The sequence below is a fragment of the Acidovorax sp. NN32 genome, from assembly GCF_057597245.1.
On record NZ_CP199679.1, the window covers coordinates 1,410,339 to 1,429,633 of the forward strand.

14 protein-coding genes are annotated in these 19,295 nt (G+C 65.8%); 7 read left to right on the forward strand and 7 right to left on the reverse strand.

The features are described 5' to 3' along the window. Positions 1 to 73 precede the first annotated feature (73 nt). From ACT89O_RS06545 to ACT89O_RS06565, 5 genes are read left to right on the forward strand one after another with little or no spacing between them, the layout of a single operon-like run. A complete protein-coding gene (locus tag ACT89O_RS06545; protein WP_487262823.1) occupies positions 74 to 3,016 on the forward strand; it encodes a hypothetical protein in 2,943 nt (980 codons plus the stop codon). After that, positions 3,013 to 3,654, forward strand: a complete 642-nt coding sequence (locus ACT89O_RS06550) for a tail fiber protein (RefSeq protein WP_487262139.1) — start codon at positions 3,013 to 3,015, stop codon at positions 3,652 to 3,654. Before ACT89O_RS06545 ends, ACT89O_RS06550 begins: the two co-directional genes overlap by 4 nt. A 42-nt stretch (positions 3,655 to 3,696) precedes the next feature. Further along, positions 3,697 to 5,106, forward strand: coding sequence for a hypothetical protein (locus tag ACT89O_RS06555; protein WP_487262140.1), 1,410 nt, complete (start codon positions 3,697 to 3,699; stop codon positions 5,104 to 5,106). Next, entirely contained in the window at positions 5,093 to 5,950 is an 858-nt protein-coding gene (locus tag ACT89O_RS06560; RefSeq protein WP_487262141.1) for an FkbM family methyltransferase, read from the forward strand. Before ACT89O_RS06555 ends, ACT89O_RS06560 begins: the two co-directional genes overlap by 14 nt. After that, positions 5,951 to 8,257, forward strand: coding sequence for a glycosyltransferase (locus tag ACT89O_RS06565; protein ID WP_487262142.1), 2,307 nt, complete (start codon positions 5,951 to 5,953; stop codon positions 8,255 to 8,257). 12 nt (positions 8,258 to 8,269) lie between these two features. Here the strand turns inward: ACT89O_RS06565 and ACT89O_RS06570 are convergent, their stop codons facing one another. Together ACT89O_RS06570 and ACT89O_RS06575 are read right to left on the reverse strand one after the other, a co-directional pair. After that, positions 8,270 to 9,781: a protein kinase domain-containing protein gene (locus tag ACT89O_RS06570; RefSeq protein ID WP_487262143.1), complete on the reverse strand. Its 1,512-nt coding sequence runs from the start codon at positions 9,779 to 9,781 to the stop codon at positions 8,270 to 8,272. A 17-nt stretch (positions 9,782 to 9,798) separates the two neighbouring features. Continuing rightward, positions 9,799 to 10,794 carry an FHA domain-containing protein gene (locus ACT89O_RS06575; protein ID WP_176888670.1) on the reverse strand — a complete coding sequence of 332 codons (996 nt, stop codon included), beginning with the start codon at positions 10,792 to 10,794 and terminating at the stop codon, positions 9,799 to 9,801. A 520-nt stretch (positions 10,795 to 11,314) separates the two neighbouring features. On the opposite strand from ACT89O_RS06575, the gene ACT89O_RS06580 reads away from it, so the two are divergent. Together ACT89O_RS06580 and ACT89O_RS06585 are read left to right on the forward strand one after the other, a co-directional pair. Then, positions 11,315 to 11,983, forward strand: coding sequence for a hypothetical protein (locus ACT89O_RS06580; RefSeq protein ID WP_487262144.1), 669 nt, complete (start codon positions 11,315 to 11,317; stop codon positions 11,981 to 11,983). Between the two features lie 4 nt (positions 11,984 to 11,987). Then, positions 11,988 to 12,626 carry a glycoside hydrolase family 25 protein gene (locus ACT89O_RS06585; protein WP_487262145.1) on the forward strand — a complete coding sequence of 213 codons (639 nt, stop codon included), beginning with the start codon at positions 11,988 to 11,990 and terminating at the stop codon, positions 12,624 to 12,626. A gap of 282 nt (positions 12,627 to 12,908) precedes the next feature. Here the strand turns inward: ACT89O_RS06585 and ACT89O_RS06590 are convergent, their stop codons facing one another. The 5 genes from ACT89O_RS06590 to ACT89O_RS06610 all read right to left on the reverse strand — a co-directional run bounded on the left by ACT89O_RS06590 (position 12,909) and on the right by ACT89O_RS06610 (position 19,279). Then, on the reverse strand, positions 12,909 to 15,260 hold the full coding sequence (locus ACT89O_RS06590; protein ID WP_487262146.1) for a CHASE2 domain-containing protein: 2,352 nt from the start codon (positions 15,258 to 15,260) through the stop codon (positions 12,909 to 12,911). Positions 15,261 to 15,302: 42 nt separating this feature from the next. Then, entirely contained in the window at positions 15,303 to 17,066 is a 1,764-nt protein-coding gene (locus ACT89O_RS06595) for a FecR family protein (protein ID WP_487262147.1), read from the reverse strand. A gap of 80 nt (positions 17,067 to 17,146) precedes the next feature. Beyond that, positions 17,147 to 17,845: a response regulator transcription factor gene (locus tag ACT89O_RS06600; RefSeq protein ID WP_121507291.1), complete on the reverse strand. Its 699-nt coding sequence runs from the start codon at positions 17,843 to 17,845 to the stop codon at positions 17,147 to 17,149. Positions 17,846 to 17,942: 97 nt separating this feature from the next. After that, positions 17,943 to 19,007 (reverse strand): formylglycine-generating enzyme family protein, encoded by a 1,065-nt coding sequence (locus tag ACT89O_RS06605; RefSeq protein WP_487262148.1) that lies wholly within the window; start codon positions 19,005 to 19,007, stop codon positions 17,943 to 17,945. Between the two features lie 8 nt (positions 19,008 to 19,015). Continuing rightward, positions 19,016 to 19,279: a hypothetical protein gene (locus ACT89O_RS06610; RefSeq protein WP_055393485.1), complete on the reverse strand. Its 264-nt coding sequence runs from the start codon at positions 19,277 to 19,279 to the stop codon at positions 19,016 to 19,018. Between the last annotated feature and the right edge of the window lie 16 nt (positions 19,280 to 19,295).

Sequence of the window (19,295 nt, forward strand, 5' to 3'; positions counted from 1 at the left end):
GGGGCTGTTCAGCGCCCCCGCGCCGATGCTCCGCAGCTCTCCCCGTCCACCCAGGAAGCATGCCGTGAACGAAATGGTCCAAAGAAGATGGAGCGCCATGGATGGCTGCCTGATCTTCGACATCACCATCAACCGTGCACCCCACGACGATGTCCCTTCCTGTGTCAGCGTTTCCTGCAGTTCGGGGGAGTCGGAGCGCCAGCGGGTCACCGTCACCAGACACTGGCCCGCACAGCCGTTTGAATTCAGATTCTCCTCGGGCTGCTATGTGTCGGGCTACCTGCAGCAGAAAACGCCGGTGCACATCGACGGCGTCCCCAATACGGCCATCTTTGCCGACATCCACTATGGAATGCGGGGGCAGGCGGATGACCACCACTTTGAAGGCCTTATGGCAGCGTGCCCCATGCGTGGGCCCCTTCCGCCCCCCCAGCCTCCCAGTCCATTGCCGCCTGTTCCCACGCCGGTGCCGCCAGCCCCGCCGGTCGATCCCGTCGAGCCGCTGCCTGTCCTCAACAGCCATCCGGAGGAGCTGTTTCCTTACGTGTACGTGCGCCGGTGGCCCAAGATCTCGGCCTCAGATCTTTTGTATGGCTTTGTCCAGTACGCCAGTGCCAGCCCTCCTTGCTGCAATTTCTTTGAGGACCTGGTAGCGGCACGCGCCCCAGGCCGCGAAGCCGTGCAGTCACTGGCGCTTCGGTTCATTGACGGGGATGCCCCTTACCAGGGACTCTTCATCGGAGACCTGGACCGCCTTCCCGGGCCCGTGGGCCAGTTTGCGTCCTTGCTGGAACAACTGCCCTCGCCCCATGACAAGCCGCTTGAGTGGCTGGCGACCGCCCGTGCAGAAGTCGTGCAGTTGCTGCAGCGGTACGCCCTGACCTGGAGCTATTTGGAATCTGGAAATTACCTGCAGACCTTGGACAGGGTCTGGCAGAGTTACTTCGCCCTGGTCATCACCCTGGGGTATGACGCTGCCTTGCTGGATGGGTTGACCCGCACCTTGCAGATGGCCCATCTGATCGCGGTGGCATTGCAGCCCAAAGCCCAGGACATAGCTGCAGTCGGCGCCGCATCAGAGACGCCAGAGCCCTTGCAGCCGGCCCCCATCAGTGCCGCCCAGATTGCATTGCTGCGCGAGGCCACTGTGGTGCTGCCGGCCCAGGTTTTTCCTTTGCCACCGGCCCGCACTGCAGAAAGATCTCCGCCCGTGGCCCCCGACGGTTGGATCGAGCCCTATGCCATTGGCGACTTGCAGATGGTGCGCCAGCGCCTTCTGCGTTACCAAAGCGGAGAGATCGCACGCATAGAAAACGTGATGCGCGGTGAGCGCCGGGAGGTCACGCATAAACGCACCCACCGGCAAAAGGATGAGCAAAAGCAGACGCTGGCCGAGATGCAGGTCCTGCAGAACGATGCGGCGGACGAACGCAGCAATCTGCAGGAAGAGTCTCGCAAGACCGTGGCTGAGGCGACCGAGACCCACCAGTACAACAAGTTCACCAGCAGCTACGGCCCTCCCACGCAGGCCACCCTGGATGGTTCCTGGACCAAGGCCGTGCAGCAAGGCGCCAACCCGGGGCTGGACGACACCACCCGCTTTGCACGCGACATCCTGAACAAGACGGTCAACCGCATCAGCCGCAGTGTCAGCCACACGCGCTCCAGCAGCACGATGAGCCAGACCGAAGATGCGGTGGTCAGCCTGATCGACAACACCGCGGGCACCCGGAACATGCGCTCCGTGTTCCGCTGGGTGAACAAGGTGTACGAGGCGTGCGTTGTGAACTACGGCCAGCGGTTGATGATGGAGTTCATGGTGTGCCAGCCGGCGGCGGGCTTCATCGCACAGGAGCAGGCGCTGGCGGGGCAGGACTTCGCCAAGCCAGTGCCACCGCTGCAACTGGGGGTTGCCACCTTTGAGGACATCAAGGTGGACGGCCCGCGCAACTACGCACAGCTCGGGGCCTACTATGGTGTGCTGGATCTGGATCCGCCCCCGCTGGCAGAGCGCTTCGCCTCGGCCACACTGCGCAACGGTGAAGAAAAGCAGATCGCCGTTCCCGCAGGGTACGGCGCTACCCAGGCCTTTGTCAGCTGGGTAGGAGCGTCCCCTGGCCAACAGGCGCCTGTCGTGCTGGTGGGGCGGCAAACCGTGACCCCTGGCGCTGCGGCCAGTCCCGTGGCGCTTCACGGAGAGGACGAAACCGTACCGGTGTCCGTGATGGACTATCCACCCGGCTTCTCGCCACCCGGCGACCAACCGTTGCAGGTCAACGTGGAGATCGGCTGCGCACCTTCCAGTCGATGCTTGGACCAGTGGCGCATCCGTACCTACGCCAGCATCGTGCGTGGCTATCAGGAACGGATGGCGGCATACCATGGCCGCGCCCAAGGCGGCGCGCCGTCGTCTCCCGCACCGGCCTGTTCGCCGCTGGCCCGTCGGCAGATCGAGCAGCGTGTGTTGAAGAATGCCTGTCTGCGCCTGTTGCTGGAACGCCTGCTGACCCTGACTGGCATGTCCGCAGGTGCCGCGTGGGGGTCTCCGCCATCGCAATTCATGGTCAATGAGCCCCGCTATCTGCAGTTCTTCGACGAAGTGCTGGAGTGGAACGAGATGGCCTACAGCTTCTATGCCAGCCCTGGCCTGAGCGCTTCGGGCGGGGTGCCGGAGCTGGGGAGCCTTGCGGCCGACGACGATGCCTTGTTCGCCAGTTTCTTGCAGGCTGGTCAGGCGCGCGTGCTGCTGCCCGTGCAGCCAGCGCATGTCCTGGCCTTTCTCTATTTTTACTCGGCGGGCATGCTCTGGAGCGCCCCGGATGGGCTTGCCCCCGTCAATGCGGACGACATCGCACTGGTCAACGACCTCAAGCATGCAGGGCCCCGGCAGCAGAGTCCTGCGCACCGTCTGGGGCCGTGCTGGCAGGTGGTGGTGCCTACCTCCATGCAGGTGCTGGATGCGCCGGGCGACGAAGGGGGGGCGGACCTGCCCGCCGTGGGGGGGGCTGCGCCATGATCGTGACACCGGGGGCGGCCAGCCCTTTCTTCAGTCGGCCGGGTTTTGGCGATCTGCCCGTGGGTTCGGTGACAGCATTTGCCGGCACATTGGGGCCGCCCGACAGCGCGAGCCCTGCCGCAGTGGTGAGCCCAGCCGCTTACACCACCAACCCGCTGGAGGCGTGGGGATGGATGGTTTGCGATGGCAGATCGCTGCCCTGCGTGGACTACCCCGAACTGTTTGCCGTGCTGGGCTACGTGTATGGCGGTGCCGACGACAGCTTCAACATCCCCGACTACCGTGGCTACTTTCTTCGCGGAATTGGCGCGGGCACCCGCAACGATCCGGACATCGACCAACGCAGCAAGCCGCCGGGCGGTCAGGGGGCGAGCGATGGTGTGGGCTCCATCCAGCCGTTTGCTGTGCAGACGCATGAGCACACCTACAGCAGCGCACCAGCCCCCTCGGCCACGTCCCCCAGTGGAACTGCAGCAGGCGCGCCCAGCGTCGCCAGCACGCTGACCACGGGTGGTCCGGTCGCGGGCGCGGGCCAGGCGCAGGCGGTGCAGGTGAGCCCGAACGAGACGCGCCCCCTCAATGTGTACGTCAACTACCTCATCAAGTTCACCTACGGACTGCCCCCGCTTTTGAGATGACCGCGCACGTGTCCCCAGAACCCTTTCCAAGGAGAAAATTGCATGGCATACACCAACGTCCAATTCATCGGCTACGTGCTCGACACGGCGCCCCAGGTGAACCCCGATGGATCCAAGACCTATCTGGGGCTGAGCGATCCCAAGCTCGACATTGAAGCGCGCTGCGATGTGATGTTGCGCGCCATGCAAACGGCCCGGGATGTGCTGCCGCAGGCGTCTCCACCGACACCCGAGGGGGAAACCCTGAAGGTCTTCATGGCTCCTGAGTTCTTTTTTCGAGGTGCCTCGGGGGCTTACCAGATGGACGATGTCCAACGCGCCATTACCTCCTTGCAGCGCATGGCGGCCGATGACCAGTGGGTGGACTGGGTGTTTGTGTTCGGCACCATTTTGGGCGCGTCGTCGGCCACCCAGCAGACGCCGCCGTACGACATCGACCCACTCGCGAGCACCGAGATCTACAACTTTGCGCTGGTGCAGCAAGGGGGCGTGGCGGCGCAGGGCGATGCGGGGGCGCGGATGGTGATGAAGGAGTTGATGTCGGGGGTTGATTTCATCGCCACTGCCGTGAATCCGGGCGGCCTGTTGTTGGGCGACGTGGAATACTGGCCTGCATCGACCGGCGGTGGGCTGGGACGTGAGCAGCAAGAGGTCAACTATGACGGTGCCGGCGTGTTCGAGTTGGCAGGCATCACCTGGGGGCTGGAGGTCTGCCTGGACCACAGCGGCACGGTGCGCCGACTACAGAGGTCGCCGCAATTGCCGGGCCAGAAGCTGATTCAGCTGCAGGTGGTGCCATCGTGTGGCATGGGCATCCAGGCGCCGAGCGTGATCACGCAGGCGGGCGGCTATGTCTTCAATTGCGATGGATCGGGCGCGGCAAGCCACTCCAACCTGGTGCAGCAGGTGCCACCGTTGGCCAATGTGCCCATGCTTTGCAGTGCGCCGGTCAGCGATGCCGATGTCGCGCTGCAAAGCACCTCGCCGGTGGAGGATGTTGCTCTCAGTGCCCTGTACGCCAGGGGACCGGGCGTGGTCAATATCTATCCGGCACAGGCCTTGCCTGCACAGCAGGTGGTGGTGGGCAACACCGTATGCCTCGACTGGCCCGCCAGCCCCGACTACCGTTTCATCTTCCAGCTGGTCTACAACAGCAGTGGCAATTTCGTGACGCTGGTGTGCGAAATACGCAGCAAGAAGGCCAACTTCTACGGGAACAACTATTTCCTGCCGCTTTCGCTGCAGACGCAGGATTCGTGGAAGCAGGATGTGCGCATCCAGATGACCTTGGCGGCGGGCAGCAGCCCCTACGCTGGTGCCGTGTGGTGCAAGATCAACGTGCCCGGATTCATCTTTGAAGGCAATGCCTTTGAGTTCAGCGCCACGTATGGCGGCCCCGCGCCGTTCACCATCTGGCAGTCTACGGATGGCGCGGGCGATGACAACCTGTGACCCTGGCGCCGAGAGCGCACTGCAAGCACTGAGCGTGTCGGTGGGCCCGCAGGCCTTCCTGGTGCGCGCCAATGCGGCCCGGTGCGCGTTCTGGCACCGGGTGCAGGCCGGCGCGTGGGAGCCGCAAACCTTCGAGGTCTTCCGGCGTTTTCTGCAACCAGACCGCTCCTACATTGACCTGGGTGCCTGGATCGGCCCTACGGTGCTCTATGGCGCGACGCTGTCGCGCAGCGTGCATGCCCTGGAGCCTGACCCGGTCGCCTTTGCAGAGCTGGACCGCAACGTGCAAGCCAACCCTGGGCTGTGCAAAAAAATCCATCTGTACTCCTTCGGCATTGGCGCCGAGTCTGGTCCGCTGCAACTCTATGCCGGTGGCCTTTACTACGCAGGGCACAGCGAGTTCGGGGACAGTATGTCGGGCATGTTGGCCGCGCCGGATGTGCCTGGCCAGCCTTGCCACGAGGCGCGTGGTGTGGACATGGAGCGCTTTCTGGACATGTATGCCGGGAAGGACTGCAACTTCATCAAGATGGACATAGAGGGTGGTGAATACGCTGTGATCCCCGGCCTCTGGCGCCGCCTGTGGCGTTGGGGCCCGCCCACCCTTTGTGTGTCTTTCCATGCTCCGGAGATCGCCCGGCGCGAGTCCTTGGTGCGGGCCTGCATCGAAGAGTTGCTGCTGTGTTACCCGCGCTTTTATGCGGCTGCCGACACCAAGGCCGTTGCGCTCGAAGAACTGGCGGACGCGGTGCATGACTGGGCCGACGAAGCCCCTGGCAGCCCCTGGCGCAAGCTGGAAGCGCTGCTCGGAGCCGGTTTGGTGGCGACCAGTGAGGAGTGGTGAATGACTGCTGCACCAGATCGCCAAATCCTGATTGGGGTGCATGTGACAGGGGCGGGCGAAGGCCTGGCCGCCACGCTGTCCAGTGTTTTCGAGAACACGCCGCTGCCCTTCGGGCTGCGGATATTGCCGGACAGTGCCGCCGCATCCCGGCCCCCGGGTTTGCTGCAGTTGCGGCTTGCCCCTGTGTCTATGGTGCAGCGGCCCAGCCCGGCGCAGCCGGGGGCTGCTGCCTGCTTCAACCAGCTGGTGAGCGAGCCTGCCGACATCTATGTGTTTCTGGAAAACGGCGTGCGGGTCTGCCCCGGCTGGCTGGAGCTGCTCTTGGCCGCGCTGGACAGCGACGCCAGCCATGGCTTGGCGGGCCCCTCCACCAACCGGGGGTGGAATGAACAGGCCGTGGCACCAAACTGTGGCAGCACCCAGGAAGCGCTGTGGGACCAGGCGGATGCCTTGCTGGCGCGCTATGGCAATGCCTGGGTACCCCTGTCACCTCTGCACAGCCTGGCGGACTTCTGCTATGTGGTGAAGAACGAGGTGGTGGCCGCCATTGGCGCAGCGGACACGGCGTACACGCAGGGTCCTTGCTGGGAGATGGACTACAACGTGCGCGCCGCCCGCGCCGGCTTCCTGGGTGTTTGGGTGCAGGGCGCCTTTGTGCACCGTGCGCCCCGCTGCGCGGTGCTGGCGCCTGTCCACGATGGACTGCTGGAGGCGAACAAACGGCTGTACCAGGACCGGTTCTGTGCCTGGCGCCGCGAGAGCCACCCGCAGGCGCCGCCCTACCACGGCCACTGCGTGGGAGACGATTGCCGCTACTTTGCCGTGCCCGAGCAGATGCGTATCTTCGTGCCACTGCCTGGCAATGTGGAACCCGCACCACTGGTGCCTGCGGCCACCTCATCACCTTTGCTGAGCTGTGTCATGCCCACGCGGGGGCGGGCGGCCTTTGTTGCGCAGTCGATCCGCTACTTCCAGCGGCAAGACTATCCCGCGCTGGAACTCATCATCGTTTACGAGGAGGAGTCCGACCTCCCTGCTGGCATTGATGACCCGCGCATCCGCTGCATCCGAATGCCGGCCCGCACCAGCATCGGCGCCAAGCGCAATGAAGCGGTCCGCGTGGCGTGGGGCGAACTGATCGCGCATTGGGACGATGACGACTGGTATGGCGCGCAGCGCCTGAGCCGCCAGGCCGCGCCCATTTTGCACAACCTGGCGGATGTCACCGGGCTCAACGACATGCTGTTTATGGCCCGGCCGCTGGCCGAGTTCTGGGCCAGCAGCCGGGCACTGTTTCGCCGGTTGTTTGTAGAAAACGTGAGCGGCGGCACTTTGGTTTTCAGGCGCAGCCTGTGGGAGCATCATGGGCGGTATCCCGATACCTCGCTGCGGGAGGATGCGGATTTCCTGCTGAAGACCCTGCGGGGCGGTGCGCGGCTGTGCCGCATCTCGGGGCGTTCGCTGTGCATCTATGTGCGCCACGATGGCAACACCTGGAAGTTCAAGGAAGGCCATTACCTGCAGCAGGCCGCCTGGACCCTGGTGCCTGCACCAGAATGCCTGTCGGACGATGATCGCGATTTCTACTTTCCTGCCGCCCCCGGTGGCACAGGCGACACCGGGGGCGCTGTTGGCACAGAGGGCTCGCCGACGCCCGCGATGCCGCTGGTGTCGTGCATCATGCCCACCGCAGACCGGCGTGAGTTTGTGCCCCAGGCCATTCGGAACTTTCTGGCGCAGGACTATGAGCCCCGCGAACTGATCGTGCTGGACGACGGGCGCGACAGCGTCGCCGATCTGATCCCATCGCACGGCAGCATCCGATACCTGCGCCTGGACCGCAAATCCACCCTTGGTGCCAAGCGCAACATGGCTTGTGAGTTGGCGCGCGGCGAGGTGATTGCACACTGGGACGACGACGACTGGATGGCGCCCACCTGGCTCAGTTCGCAGGTCAAGGCCTTGCGCAGCCAGGGGGCCGACATCTGCGGCCTGGACAAGGTGTTCTTCTATGCGCCAGACGCGCGCCGGGCCTGGCAGTATGTGTATGACGGGCGCACACCCTGGGTGTGTGGCGGCACGCTGTGTTACTTGCGCGAGTTCTGGCGCAGTGCGCCGTTTGCCAATATCGATGTGGGCGAGGACAACGCTTTTGTCTGGTCGGTGCGGGACAAGCGCATTGCCACCAACCCGGACCAGCACCTGTATGTTGCCCGCGTCCACGACCGCAACACCAGCCCCAAAGACACCTGGAACCGGCGCTGGCACAGTTACCCGGTGGAGCATGTCGAGAGGCTCATTCGCTGACTCTGTTCAGGCCTACTGGAGGGTGACGGGTGCCAGCCGGTACACCGGATCGGGTTCCGGCGGGTGGGTCTTGCTGGTACTGGCGTAGGCCTCCATTTTCACGCTGCCAGCCAACTCGTGGTGCGCGCGGTGGCTCAGCAGAACGGTTCCGGGGCCTGCCAGGCTGTTCAGGTGCAGCGTTACGTTGGCCGCGTGGTGGCTGTCCAACGGCTCACCGTGGGCTTGCAGGGTGGCCGTGTGCATGCTCCCTGATATTTCCAGGCGCACGCCATGCTGCACCTCCAGCATGCGGCTTCTTCGTTGCACCCGGATGCACAGGTCCTGTGCCAAGGCTGCTGCCTGCTGCAGGTTCTGTGCGCTGCTGGGGCCCTGCTCGAAGTGGAACAGCATGCAGTCTCCCAGCGTCCCCGCGCCATGGCCCTGGCCCGACTGCACGGCGTTGGCGCACCAGCGCAACTGCTGTTCGCGAATCTCCTGCAGGTCGGACAGGGCAAGTGACGCATCGCGGGCGGGGTACAGGCGCAGGGTCAGGCACAGGATGGCGCGCGAAGCAGCCCCGAGGTTCTGCGACCTGGCACGTTCCAGCGAATCCATGGTGGCGTGCTGCGCCTGGCCGGATGTGGACGGACCTGCAGGGCTCGGCCCTGCCGCGTGGCTGGGTGGGCGAAGTTGGCGCACCTGCGCTGCGCACTGGGCAAGGTCACCGTACAGTTGCGCGGCATCGGCGGTACGCCGGCGCACGTCTTTTTGCAAGGCCCGCTGGAGCAGCGCGGCCAGCGGACTGCCCTCTAGTTCCTCTGGCAAGGCGACGATATCTGTGCTCAGCTGGCGCTGCAGCACCTCGGTCAGGCTGGAGCCCTGGATGCTTGGTCGTGCGCTCAGGCACTCCACGAACATCAAGGCCCAGGCATAGATGTCGGTGGCGGGCCCGCACACCTCGCCGCGCAGCTGTTCGGGTGCGCAGTAGGCGGGCGTGCCCTCGGCTCCCGCGGTGAACTGGGGTTCTCCGTGGTGGCTGGCAAGCCCAAAGTCCACCACCTTGGCGTGCAAGGTGGTGCCGCTGGAGATCACCATCACGTTCTCTGGCTTCAGGTCGCGGTGCACGATATGGTGGGCATGCAGGAAAGCCAGGGCATCGAGCAGCTGCGCCATCAGCCCCACCGTGTCCGGCAATGAGAGCTGGCCCTGGCGCTGCAGGAATTCGCGCAGCGTTTCGCCAGTCACGTACTCCAGCACGGCAAACGGCACGCCCTCCTGGGCCAGGCCTTTATCGATGAGCCGGACCACATGGATGTGGTGCAACAAAGACAGCACCCGGGTTTCCTGGTGCAGCCGCTGCTGCACACGCCGCCGGTTGGCGGGATCGCGCGCGGTTGGGGTGCTCGGAATCTTGATGGCCACGAACTGGCCGGTGCTGCGCTGCCGGGCCTTGAAAACCTGGCCCGATGCGCCCTGGCCCAGCAAACCCAACGATTGATAGCCCGGCACACCCACGGGAAAACCGTGCGTGGGCACTCGTGTCATTGCGATGGGGGGCAGGCTCAGGCCGCAAGCGACTCTTCAGCGTGGATGGGGCTGATCAGGGCCAAGGGGTCGAAATCGGCTTCCCGCTGGGTACCCCGTGTGATGCTGAAACGCAGGCAACCAAAGCGCAAGGAGCCACGGCGCCTTTCGATCAGCTCGGGGACATGGGAGTCGCCGGGCATGGCCAGTGCAAGTTGCTTGCGCATGCGGAAGATCTGGATGTTGAGGTGCCCGGGCTCCACACCCAGCATCTTCGCCAGGCGCTCCAGCTCGACCCAGCCATGGGCCTGGCTGTCCCGGTGGCGCTGCGCATCGGCCCATCGCAAACGTGCCAGCGTCAGCAGAGCGTAGTGGTGGGTGCGCTCGCCCAGGTCGAACTGCCGGTCTCCCTCCTGCACCTGCAGGCGCACATGTTCCTCATCCAGGCTGACGTTGAAATGCAGGCTCGTGCGTGGACGAATACACGGCGCTGCGCCAACCATGGCCTCCATGGTCGATGTGACCTCCTGCGCCGCAAGGAAGCACCAGGCCTGGTTGGAAAATCGGACCTCGTCGCCGTCCTCCAGCACCCAGCTGCCCTGGGGCGTGGTGCATATCCACCGGCCTTGCTCGGCGCAGTGGATGGACACTTCGGCATGCTGGCCCTGGGGCAGCAGGTTGGACCGCTCCAGTGGCACGGGAGCGCTGTCGTGCCCCAGCGGCCAGAGCAGATTGGCGGGGGCTGCAAGATCTTCCACAACCCAGCCAGAGCCGTCGTCACGCCCGAAGCCAATGGTGCTTCCCACGCGGAGTGCAAAGGCTCCGCTATGGGACAGCAGCTCGCCATCGAGCAGGGTTCCGTTGCGGCTGTGGTCGTGCAGTTCCCAGGTGCTGCCTGTCCAGCGGATCGATGCATGCAGTTGCGAGGCATCCGGGTTTTCCAGCAAGGTGTCCGAGGAACGGCCTCGCCCAAACACGTGAAGTGTTCGCAAATGGATCTTGCGCTGTGTTGCGCGGTTTTTTAGGATTGCCATCAGTCAGTCCCTCATTTTTTCTTCGTCACACCTTGCGGCGCGGTTTCCTTTGGCCCCGCGCATGGCTGAATGTGATGCCTCGCAGCCCGTGGCATGCCGCTGTGCAGCGGACGCCGGTTTCCTGTCCGGGCGTTCGCCAAGAAATCCCGATGCAGCCCAATGAGTGTGTTGGCGCTGTCCTCCCCACGCAACTACCAAATCTGGTAGTTAACTTTCTGTTTGCAATTGCGCGGGATCTCAACGGCGTGACGCCCCGTTGCAAGGCATCGCGCAGCCCAGCCATTCAACTGACTTTTGACCCCGCTGTTTGCAGGGCCAGGTAGTTTTGGGATTGACTGCAGCGGCACGACGGTGCAAAGAATCTGCTCCCCAGGCCGGCTGCAGACTGGTGTGCAGAGCGGTGGGTCAGTACCTGTGATGGCGTGTAATGGGCTGTAATCGCCAAGCGAGAAAAGGGTCTCCACAATGTATCGAGCGAGATGCGCTTGCCATCCGCACCGATCCATTGACGGAGAAAACCATGCCTTACCTGTCTGACACTCAACGCAATTTGCTGGCTCCTGCGGGCCAGCCACATCCTCGCAACGGTGCCACGGTGCCAACCTCGCAGCAGGCGCCCTTTGTGAACGCCGCCTGCTGGGGTTGGGCGTTGAATGGTGAATACGTGAATGCCGACGACCCCTACGCAGCCACCACCATCTATACCTCGGACAACGGCGCCTTAGTGTTCAATGCCGAGCGTGTTCCCACCGGTCTGAATGCGGCGTTTTTTGCGGTCACCGATGTGATCTTTCCGCAGACGGTGCCTTACCACACCACACTGGCCGCCAATTTCGCCAACGCACTGGGTGGCAATGTGGCAGCGCAGGACGCCTGCCGTTTTGCCCTGATGAAGCTCACGGCAGAAGTCAATGGGCACACGGTGTTGCCTGACGACGGCTCTGCGGTCTACACCATGGTCATGAAGTCGCCGAGCTGGTACGGCTGGTGCCATTGGGGGATCGGCATCCAGGGGGCAGGCGGTGGGGACACTACCTACCAGCAAAAGGTCAACGGCAGCGTCCTGAACCCCAACACCCTGCAATACAACTGCGGCGTGATGTGGGATGAAGGCCAGCCGCTGACCACGACGATCCGCATCGACGGCCTGTTGCAGACACAGGTCACCATGCTCAACAACGTGGTGTGACGCCATGACTGCGCAAACCCGTGGTATCGACGTCAGCCACTACCAGGGCAATGTCGACTGGCCGAGTGTGGCTGGCAGCGACGTGGCCTTCTGCTTCATCAAGGCCACCGAAGGCATTGCTTATGTGGACCCGCTTTTCCGCGCCAACTGGACGGGCAGCGCGGCCGCAGGATTGCGCCGCGGCGCCTACCACTTCGGCCATGCTGGCAGCGATGCCGTCGCCCAGGCACAGTTTTTCTACAACACGGTCAGCGCCGATGGGACGGTGGGGCCTGCGGATCTGCCACCGGTGCTGGATCTGGAAACCCTGGATGGGCAAAACCCCTCCGAAGTCCTGCAGTGGGCCCTGGCATTCCTGTCCGAGGCCGATGCGCTGTTTGGGCGCCAGACCATGGTCTACACCGACACGGGCTTCTGGCAGGCGCTTCAGGCGCTGCCCGGTTGCCAGGCGCTGGCCTCCCGCCCGCTGTGGCTGGCTGCGTACTCGGCCTACCCGCACGTGCCGCCGCCCTGGTCGTCCTGGACGTTCTGGCAGTACAGCGATGGCTCCTCCAATGGCGGCAGCCCGGTGGCGGGTGTGGTGGGTGCCGTGGACCAGAACTGGTTTGCCGGCTCCGTGGCGCAGCTTGGCCAGCTGGGCTAGTCCACTGAAACCGAGAAATCGGCTGTTCGTGAGGGTCTGGCAGGGCCGCCCTCTAGGCGGCGGGCGCAGGCGGGTGCATACCCGGCGAGCACGGCAACGACGAGGGCGGCCCTGCCAGACCCTCACCCTTCGGGCCGGGGTGGCAGCAGGCGCAGCGCGGCGTTGCGGGCCTTGCCAAGGCGGCCAGCCTTGGCCACAGCCCGCGCCTTGCGCTGCACCCGCTGCCACCTCGGCGCACAGCCGATTTCTCGGTTTCAGTGGACTGGCGAGTTCTTTCCTGGGTCAAGTGCCCAGAGGCAATACCAGCCTGAACTCCGCTCCCCGTCCCACATCGCTGTCCACCTCCAGCGTTCCGCCGTGCCGGTGGATCACGGTGTGCACCAGGGCCAGCCCCAGGCCGACACCGCCGATGGCGGGGTGGCTGCGGTCGTGCAGCCGCTGGAAGGGTGCGAACAGCTGGCCCTGCAGTTCCGGGGCGATGCCGGGGCCTTCGTCGCGCACTGACACGATCCAGTGTGCCCCCCGTTGCACGATGGAGCACTGCACCGTGCCTTCTTCGGGGCTGAACTTGACGGCGTTGTTCAGCACGTTGGTCAGCGCGCGGGACAGCAGGGCGCGGTCTCCCACGGTGAGGGCGGTTTCCGGCGCGCTGGCGATGGTTACCTCCACGCCCCGGTCGCGGGCCAAGGCCCAGATGTCGTCCACGGTTTCGGCCAGCACGGCCACCAGGTCCAGGGGCGCCATGCGGTATTCCTGCGACTCGGCGCTGGCGAGCTTGACGAAGTTTTCGGCCATGCCCAGCGACGCGCGTGCATAGCGCTCGATGCGCAGCATCAGCTCGTCATCCGGCATGCGGCCAGGGTAGGCTCGCTGCATCTCCAGCAGCGTGAGGATGGATGCATTGGGTGCACGGATGTCGTGCGAGATGAAGTTCATCGCCTGGTCGCGCTGCAGCTGGGCGCGGCGCATGTCCGTCAGGTCCACCAGGGTCAGCAGCCAGCCGGCCTTGGCCAGGTCGGTGAAGGGCTTGCACAGCACCAGCAGGTTGCGGCCCTGGGCATCGCGGCCTTCGCTCTGTTCGGGCATGTGGTGGTTGTGCAGTTTGTCCTGCGTGACCAGGGGCTGGCCGGTGCCGGTGTGCACCAGATCGTGCAGCAGTTCGACCACGGACTGGCCCTGCAGCGGCACCTGGGGGTCTCCGCCCACGTGCCGGCGTGCCGCCATGTTGGTGAGCAGGATGCGCCCCTGCGGGTCGCAGACGATGGTGGGGGAGGGCAGCTGCTGCAGGCTTTCGCTTACGAAGTGGTGCAGGTCGCGCAACTGGCGCGATGCGCGTTCCACAGCATTGATGCGTTTTTCCAGAAAGTCACCGGAATCCCCGGGGCGTTGCTGCAGCCGCATCGACAGGCCGTCGCGTTGCAGGCGCTCCATCTCCAGTCGCAGGAAGTGTGCGGCTGCGCTCAGGCGCCGCCAGCTCCACAGCGGATAGGCCAGCACCAGCCCAGTCAGAGCCGCAGCGGGTGCGAACTGCAGGCCTATCCACGAAGGCAGGGCCACGCTGAGCAGCAGGGTGACCACGCCCAGCGCTGCGCTGGTGAGCAAGGCCACGAAGGGGCCCAGCAACAGCAGAGCCAGCAGCGCGCACACCACGGGCGCCAGGTTGAACAGGGTGTTGAGGGCGTTGGCGGCAGGCTCGATCCGCACGCCCGACAGGCGGCCGTCCAGCACCTGGGCCACCACCTCCACGCCGGGCATCAGCCGCGATTGCTCGCTCACGGGGGTGGCAAACATGTCGCCCAGGCCCGAGGCCGCAGCGCCCACGATCACGTACTTGCCGCGAAACGCATCTGCCGGCACCTGGCCGCGCAGCACATCGATGTAGGAGTACGTGGTGAAGTGACCAGGGCCGCCGGCATAGGCAATCAGCGTGCGGTCAGCGCGTTGCCAGGGGCCACTGCCTGGACGCTCTGTGGCTGCAGCGCCATCGGCCACCGGTGCGGCGCGCGCTGCATTGCACTGGGGCGATTTTTGTGATGCGGATGTGGAAGCGGCCACGCATTTCAGCGCCATGCTGAAGTGCTGCCAGGACGCGGCGGCGGGTCCTTCCTGCAGGTACAGGCTGCGCACCACGCCGTCGTTGTCGGGGGCCACATGCACATGGCCCAGGCCGGCTGCGGCGTCTGCAAATGCGGGCCAGGGCAGGTCGGCTATGTTGGCTGCCGGGCCGTGACCGCGCCGCAGCACCGGAAGCACCACCCGCCCACTGCGCCGCATGGCGTCGGCCAGCAGCACATCGTCCTCGGGGTAGTCCAGGTCTTCTTCGTTGAACAGCACGTCCATGCCGATGGCGCGGGGCTGCTGTGCCGATACGCGCGCGATCAACTCTGCGTGTAGCGCCCGGCGCCAGGGCCAGCGGCCAATGGCCGCGATGCTAGGGTCGTCGATGGCAACGATGACGATGTCGGGGTGCGCGGGGCGCGAAAGCAGGCGCAGGCCAGCGTCCTGCACCAGGTGGTTCATCCGGCTCAGGCTGTCGGCGGTGCTGAGCCAGGCCACCAGCCCCAGCAAGGCGGCGGCCAGAAGGCTCCATTCCAGGCGCCGTTGCTGGCCCCGGGTGCGTCCGGCGGTGATCATGGGCTCAGAACCCTCGGGCCCGGGGCAAACGGCGTGCGCGGCTCAAGGGCGTGCCACGGGCTGGCCGTTCGAGGTGGAGACCGGCAGACCCGAACCCGTGCTGATGCCCGAGCCGACCCGGATCTGGCGCGGCGGCGAGAAGTCGCTCTGCAGCCCCGTGGGATCCAGCACCTGGATGCGCACGAGGTAGTCGCCTGCAGGCAGGTTGCTGGCGGTCCATGCAGGGGTGTCGAGCTGGGTGTCGAGCACGACCTTGTCAAACGCCAGGTCGTTGGCTGGGGCCAGTTGCAGGCGGAACCGCTGGCCAGGCTGCGCGGGCCAGTGCACCCGCACCGTGGTGTCGCCATCCTGCGCTTGCAATGACTGGGGCGACAGCGTGGCGGGGCGGTCTGCCACCGAGAAGGGCTGGGGCGGGGCAAACGGACCTTGGTCGGCCTGACTGCTCGGACTGTTTGGCAGCTGCAGCAGGCTGGCCGCACGCCAGAAATAGTTGCCTACCGGCAGCGTGTTCAGCGGCAGGCGGCATTCGGTGAGGCGTTGCTCGTCCAGCACGGGCTGGGTGAACTGCGCATCGCGGGCCACCTGCAGGCGGTACCAGGCCACACCGGGCACCTGCGTGCACCGCAGCTCGCCCGTGCCGCTGGCCAGCACCGCGCCGGGCGCAGGTTGCTGGTACAGCGGGGCCACGGGGCGCGTCTTGACCACAAAAGGCTGCACGGCAGGCACACCGGGGATGCCCGCGTCGTCCAGGGCGCGCACCGACAGGTAGTAGCGCCCGTCTTCCACGGCTTTCCAGCGCAGCTGGCCGTCGGCAAAACTGCCGTGGCGCAGCACCTGGGTGAAGTCGGCGTCCTGCGCCACCTGGGCCTGGTAGCGCGCGGCGCCCGGCAGTGGTGGCACGTTGATGGCCAGAATGCTCGCATCGCTGAGCATGGCAGGGACGCCCGATGTGTCGGGCGCCACCAGCAGCGGGCGGGGTGCGCCCACGCTGCCATCGGCCGCCACTGCCAGCCCTTGCCCCGGAGCCAGCATCGAGGCCGCTGCCGCAGACGAATTGGATGGGCCAGTGGTTTCTTGCTGGCGGGACTGTACGGCCACCGAGCCGCTAAGCACCGATGCGGTGGTCTGGCCCGATTCGCCCATCGCAACGCCAAAGTGGGTGCCGCGCACACTGGTCACGGCCAGGGGCGTGCGCAGCTCAAAGCGGCGAAAAGCCTCGGCATTGGGTGGCACGCTGGATTCCACCGCACCGCTGCGCATCTCCAGCACCGACTGCAGGCTGCCCGCACGCCCCCGGCGGCGCAGCTGCCGCAGTAGCAGTTCGGACTGCGCCTGCACCCGCACCACCGTGCCGTCGGCCAGCTTGACGGAGACAAAAGCATCCGGCCCCACCTGCAGCGCGGTGCCCTCTTCAAGCTTGCCGCCCTGGGTGACGGGCGCCGGTGCGTCGCCCGCGCGGGCTTGGGCGGTGACCGTGCCGTGCACGAACTCCACCGTGGCCGACTCGGCGGGTTGCAGGCGCACCGGAATCCACACCACCGAACCCGGCACCAGGCGCCGGGGGTTGGCCACCTTGTTGCGGGCCTGCAGCAGCGGCCACTGCCGGGGCGCGGCCAGATAGGCCTTGGCCAAGCCTTCGAGCGTGTCCCCTTCCTGCACGGTGTGGGCAATTTCATCGCCCTGCGGCGTGGTGGCGGCAGGGGGAGCCGCCTGGGCGCTGGTGCCCGCCACGCTACCGAGGAAACCCAGGGTGAGTGCCGCGCTGGCGCGCAGGGCCCAGCGGGGGCGGCCGGTGTTCGTTGCCACGTGAAATCTCCTTCGTGCCGCTCGGTGCAGGCGGGCTGGCGATGGCATGCCGTGAGGATGCCGCCGTTGATAGTTGGGGGTCAGGCCCTTCGCTGGGCCTCAACAGCTTCAAAACGGTAACCCACACCGTAGACCGCCGAGACGATGAAGCCGTTGGCGGGCCGCAGGTCCAGCAGGGTGCGCAGGCGCGAGATGTGGGTGTCCAGCGAGCGCGACATGACATCCGCCACCTGGCCCCAGACGATGTCCTTGAGGTGGTCGCGCGACAACAGTCTGCCCATGTTCTGAAACAGAAACAGGGCGAGATCGTACTCGCGGTTCTTGAGCTCCACGGGCACGCCGTCAATTTCGATGGACCGGGTTTCGGACAGGAAGCGGTAGCGCCCGAACTCCACCACGCCCCCCACATTGGCTGGGTAGGCCCGCCGCAGCAGGGCCGAGACGCGGGCATTGAGCTCGCCAATGCGCACCGGCTTGACCATGAAGTCGTCGGCGCCACTGCCCAGGCCTTCGACGATGTCGCGCTCTTCCTGGCGGTGCGTGACGAACAGGATGGGCAACTGGGTGCCCACATTTTTGCGCACCCAGCGCACCACTTCAGGCCCCGTCGTGTCTGGCAGGTGCCAGTCCACGATCAACAGGTCAAAGGTCTCGCGGCGCATCTCGCGCAGGAAGTCGGCACCGTTGAGGTGGGTGTGGCAGACGTGGCCCATTGCCTCCGTGGCCTGTTTGATCAGATCCAGCTGGAGCGCATCGTCGTCCAACGCGGCTATGCGCATGGTTTTCTCCCCTGTCGAAAATGCAATTGCGGATTATTCGCGATAACCGCCGTCTGCGCTGCTGCGCACCGGCCTACCGCCCGGCAGTTGACATTTGTTAACGCTCTCTCGTTCGCCGCGACCGGGGAAGGGGCTGGGGAGAGATTTCGCGCACCAGCCGCATGCCGACCAGGGTGTACCGGGTTTGAGGGCTGTTCCAGTTGCGGTAGCCGCAGCGGGCATAAAACGACCAAGTGTGCCACGAGCCCCCCCGGCGCACGCGCACCGTGCCGTCTGCGGGGCCTTGTGGATCATTGCGCGGGGAGTGCGCATAGTAGGTGTCCCCGTGCCAGTCCGACACCCACTCCCAGGCATTGCCCAGCATGTCGTGCAGGCCAAAGGCATTGGGCGCATAGCTGCCCACCGGGGCGGTGAAAACATGGCCGTCGCTGCCCGCCAAGGCGTGCTGCTGCCAGCGGGGCCACAGCGGGGCGACCTCCTGGTCAAAGGTGTTGGCGGTGTGCAGCAGGCCCTGCGGGTCGTCGCCATGCGGATAGCGGGTGCGGGTGCCAGCGCGGCAGGCGTATTCCCATTCGGCCTCGGTGGGCAGGCGGTAGTGGTGGCCTTCGGTGCGGCTCAGCCATTGGGCCAAGGCCTGGGCGTCGTTCCAGGTGACGTTCACGACGGGATGGTCTTGCCCCTGCGCAAAACCCGGGTTGCGCCACGAATAGCGAGGGTCCCGGCCCTCAAAGGCATCGCCGCGCTGGGTGGTGGAGGGGTCGTACTGCGCGTTGTAGCCGTAGCCGCCCGTGCCATCGGCTTCCGATTCGGGCTGGTAGCCCGAGGCCTCCAGAAAGCGCTGGAACTGCCCCACGGTGACCTCGTGCCGACCCAGGTAGAACGCCCGCCGGATGTGCACCGTGTGCGCGGGGCCTTCATCGGTCAACTCGGTAAAGCGCCTGGCCTCCAGCGCCGGGTACGCGCGTGCCAGGGTATCGGGCGGCTCCACGCCTCCCATCGTGAAGCGGCCTGCCGGGACCTGCTGGAAGACCATGCCCAGGCTGTTGGTCCAGGTGGCGGGTGCGGTGGTTTGCGCAGGCCCCGCATGGGCGCAGGCGCAGACCAGCGCGGCTGTCAGGCCCACGCCATGCGCCCTGAGGGGGCGCCGCAGAAACCAGACCATGGCAGGGATCAGGGTTGGCGGTCGGGGGCTTCGCTCACGCATTCAAAAATCAGGCGCGAGCCATCGTTGCGCAGCAGCTTGGGGAACAGCGCCAGCCGCTGGCATTCGCGCGTGGCCGCTGCATAGGCGGGGGACGTGTCGGTGCCGTACACGGGCACGCTGAAGGTGCGGTCACGGCCCGATGCCATGGGCCCCGAGGGGTGGTGGGGGCTGGTAGCGTTGCAGCCCGCCAGCACGGCGAGCACGGAGAGGGTGGCAACTGGCAGTTTCATGGGAGTCTCCAAGAAC

Coding starts and splice junctions, on each gene's coding strand:
- ACT89O_RS06580 (WP_487262144.1), top strand. CDS start 11,315: ATGCCTTACCTGTCTGACACTCAACGCAATTTGCTGGCTCCTGCGGGC.
- ACT89O_RS06550 (WP_487262139.1), top strand. CDS start 3,013: ATGATCGTGACACCGGGGGCGGCCAGCCCTTTCTTCAGTCGGCCGGGT.
- ACT89O_RS06610 (WP_055393485.1), bottom strand. CDS start 19,279: ATGAAACTGCCAGTTGCCACCCTCTCCGTGCTCGCCGTGCTGGCGGGC.
- ACT89O_RS06560 (WP_487262141.1), top strand. CDS start 5,093: ATGACAACCTGTGACCCTGGCGCCGAGAGCGCACTGCAAGCACTGAGC.
- ACT89O_RS06600 (WP_121507291.1), bottom strand. CDS start 17,845: ATGCGCATAGCCGCGTTGGACGACGATGCGCTCCAGCTGGATCTGATC.
- ACT89O_RS06565 (WP_487262142.1), top strand. CDS start 5,951: ATGACTGCTGCACCAGATCGCCAAATCCTGATTGGGGTGCATGTGACA.
- ACT89O_RS06605 (WP_487262148.1), bottom strand. CDS start 19,007: ATGGTCTGGTTTCTGCGGCGCCCCCTCAGGGCGCATGGCGTGGGCCTG.
- ACT89O_RS06545 (WP_487262823.1), top strand. CDS start 74: ATGGTCCAAAGAAGATGGAGCGCCATGGATGGCTGCCTGATCTTCGAC.
- ACT89O_RS06575 (WP_176888670.1), bottom strand. CDS start 10,794: ATGGCAATCCTAAAAAACCGCGCAACACAGCGCAAGATCCATTTGCGA.
- ACT89O_RS06570 (WP_487262143.1), bottom strand. CDS start 9,781: ATGACACGAGTGCCCACGCACGGTTTTCCCGTGGGTGTGCCGGGCTAT.
- ACT89O_RS06585 (WP_487262145.1), top strand. CDS start 11,988: ATGACTGCGCAAACCCGTGGTATCGACGTCAGCCACTACCAGGGCAAT.
- ACT89O_RS06590 (WP_487262146.1), bottom strand. CDS start 15,260: ATGATCACCGCCGGACGCACCCGGGGCCAGCAACGGCGCCTGGAATGG.
- ACT89O_RS06555 (WP_487262140.1), top strand. CDS start 3,697: ATGGCATACACCAACGTCCAATTCATCGGCTACGTGCTCGACACGGCG.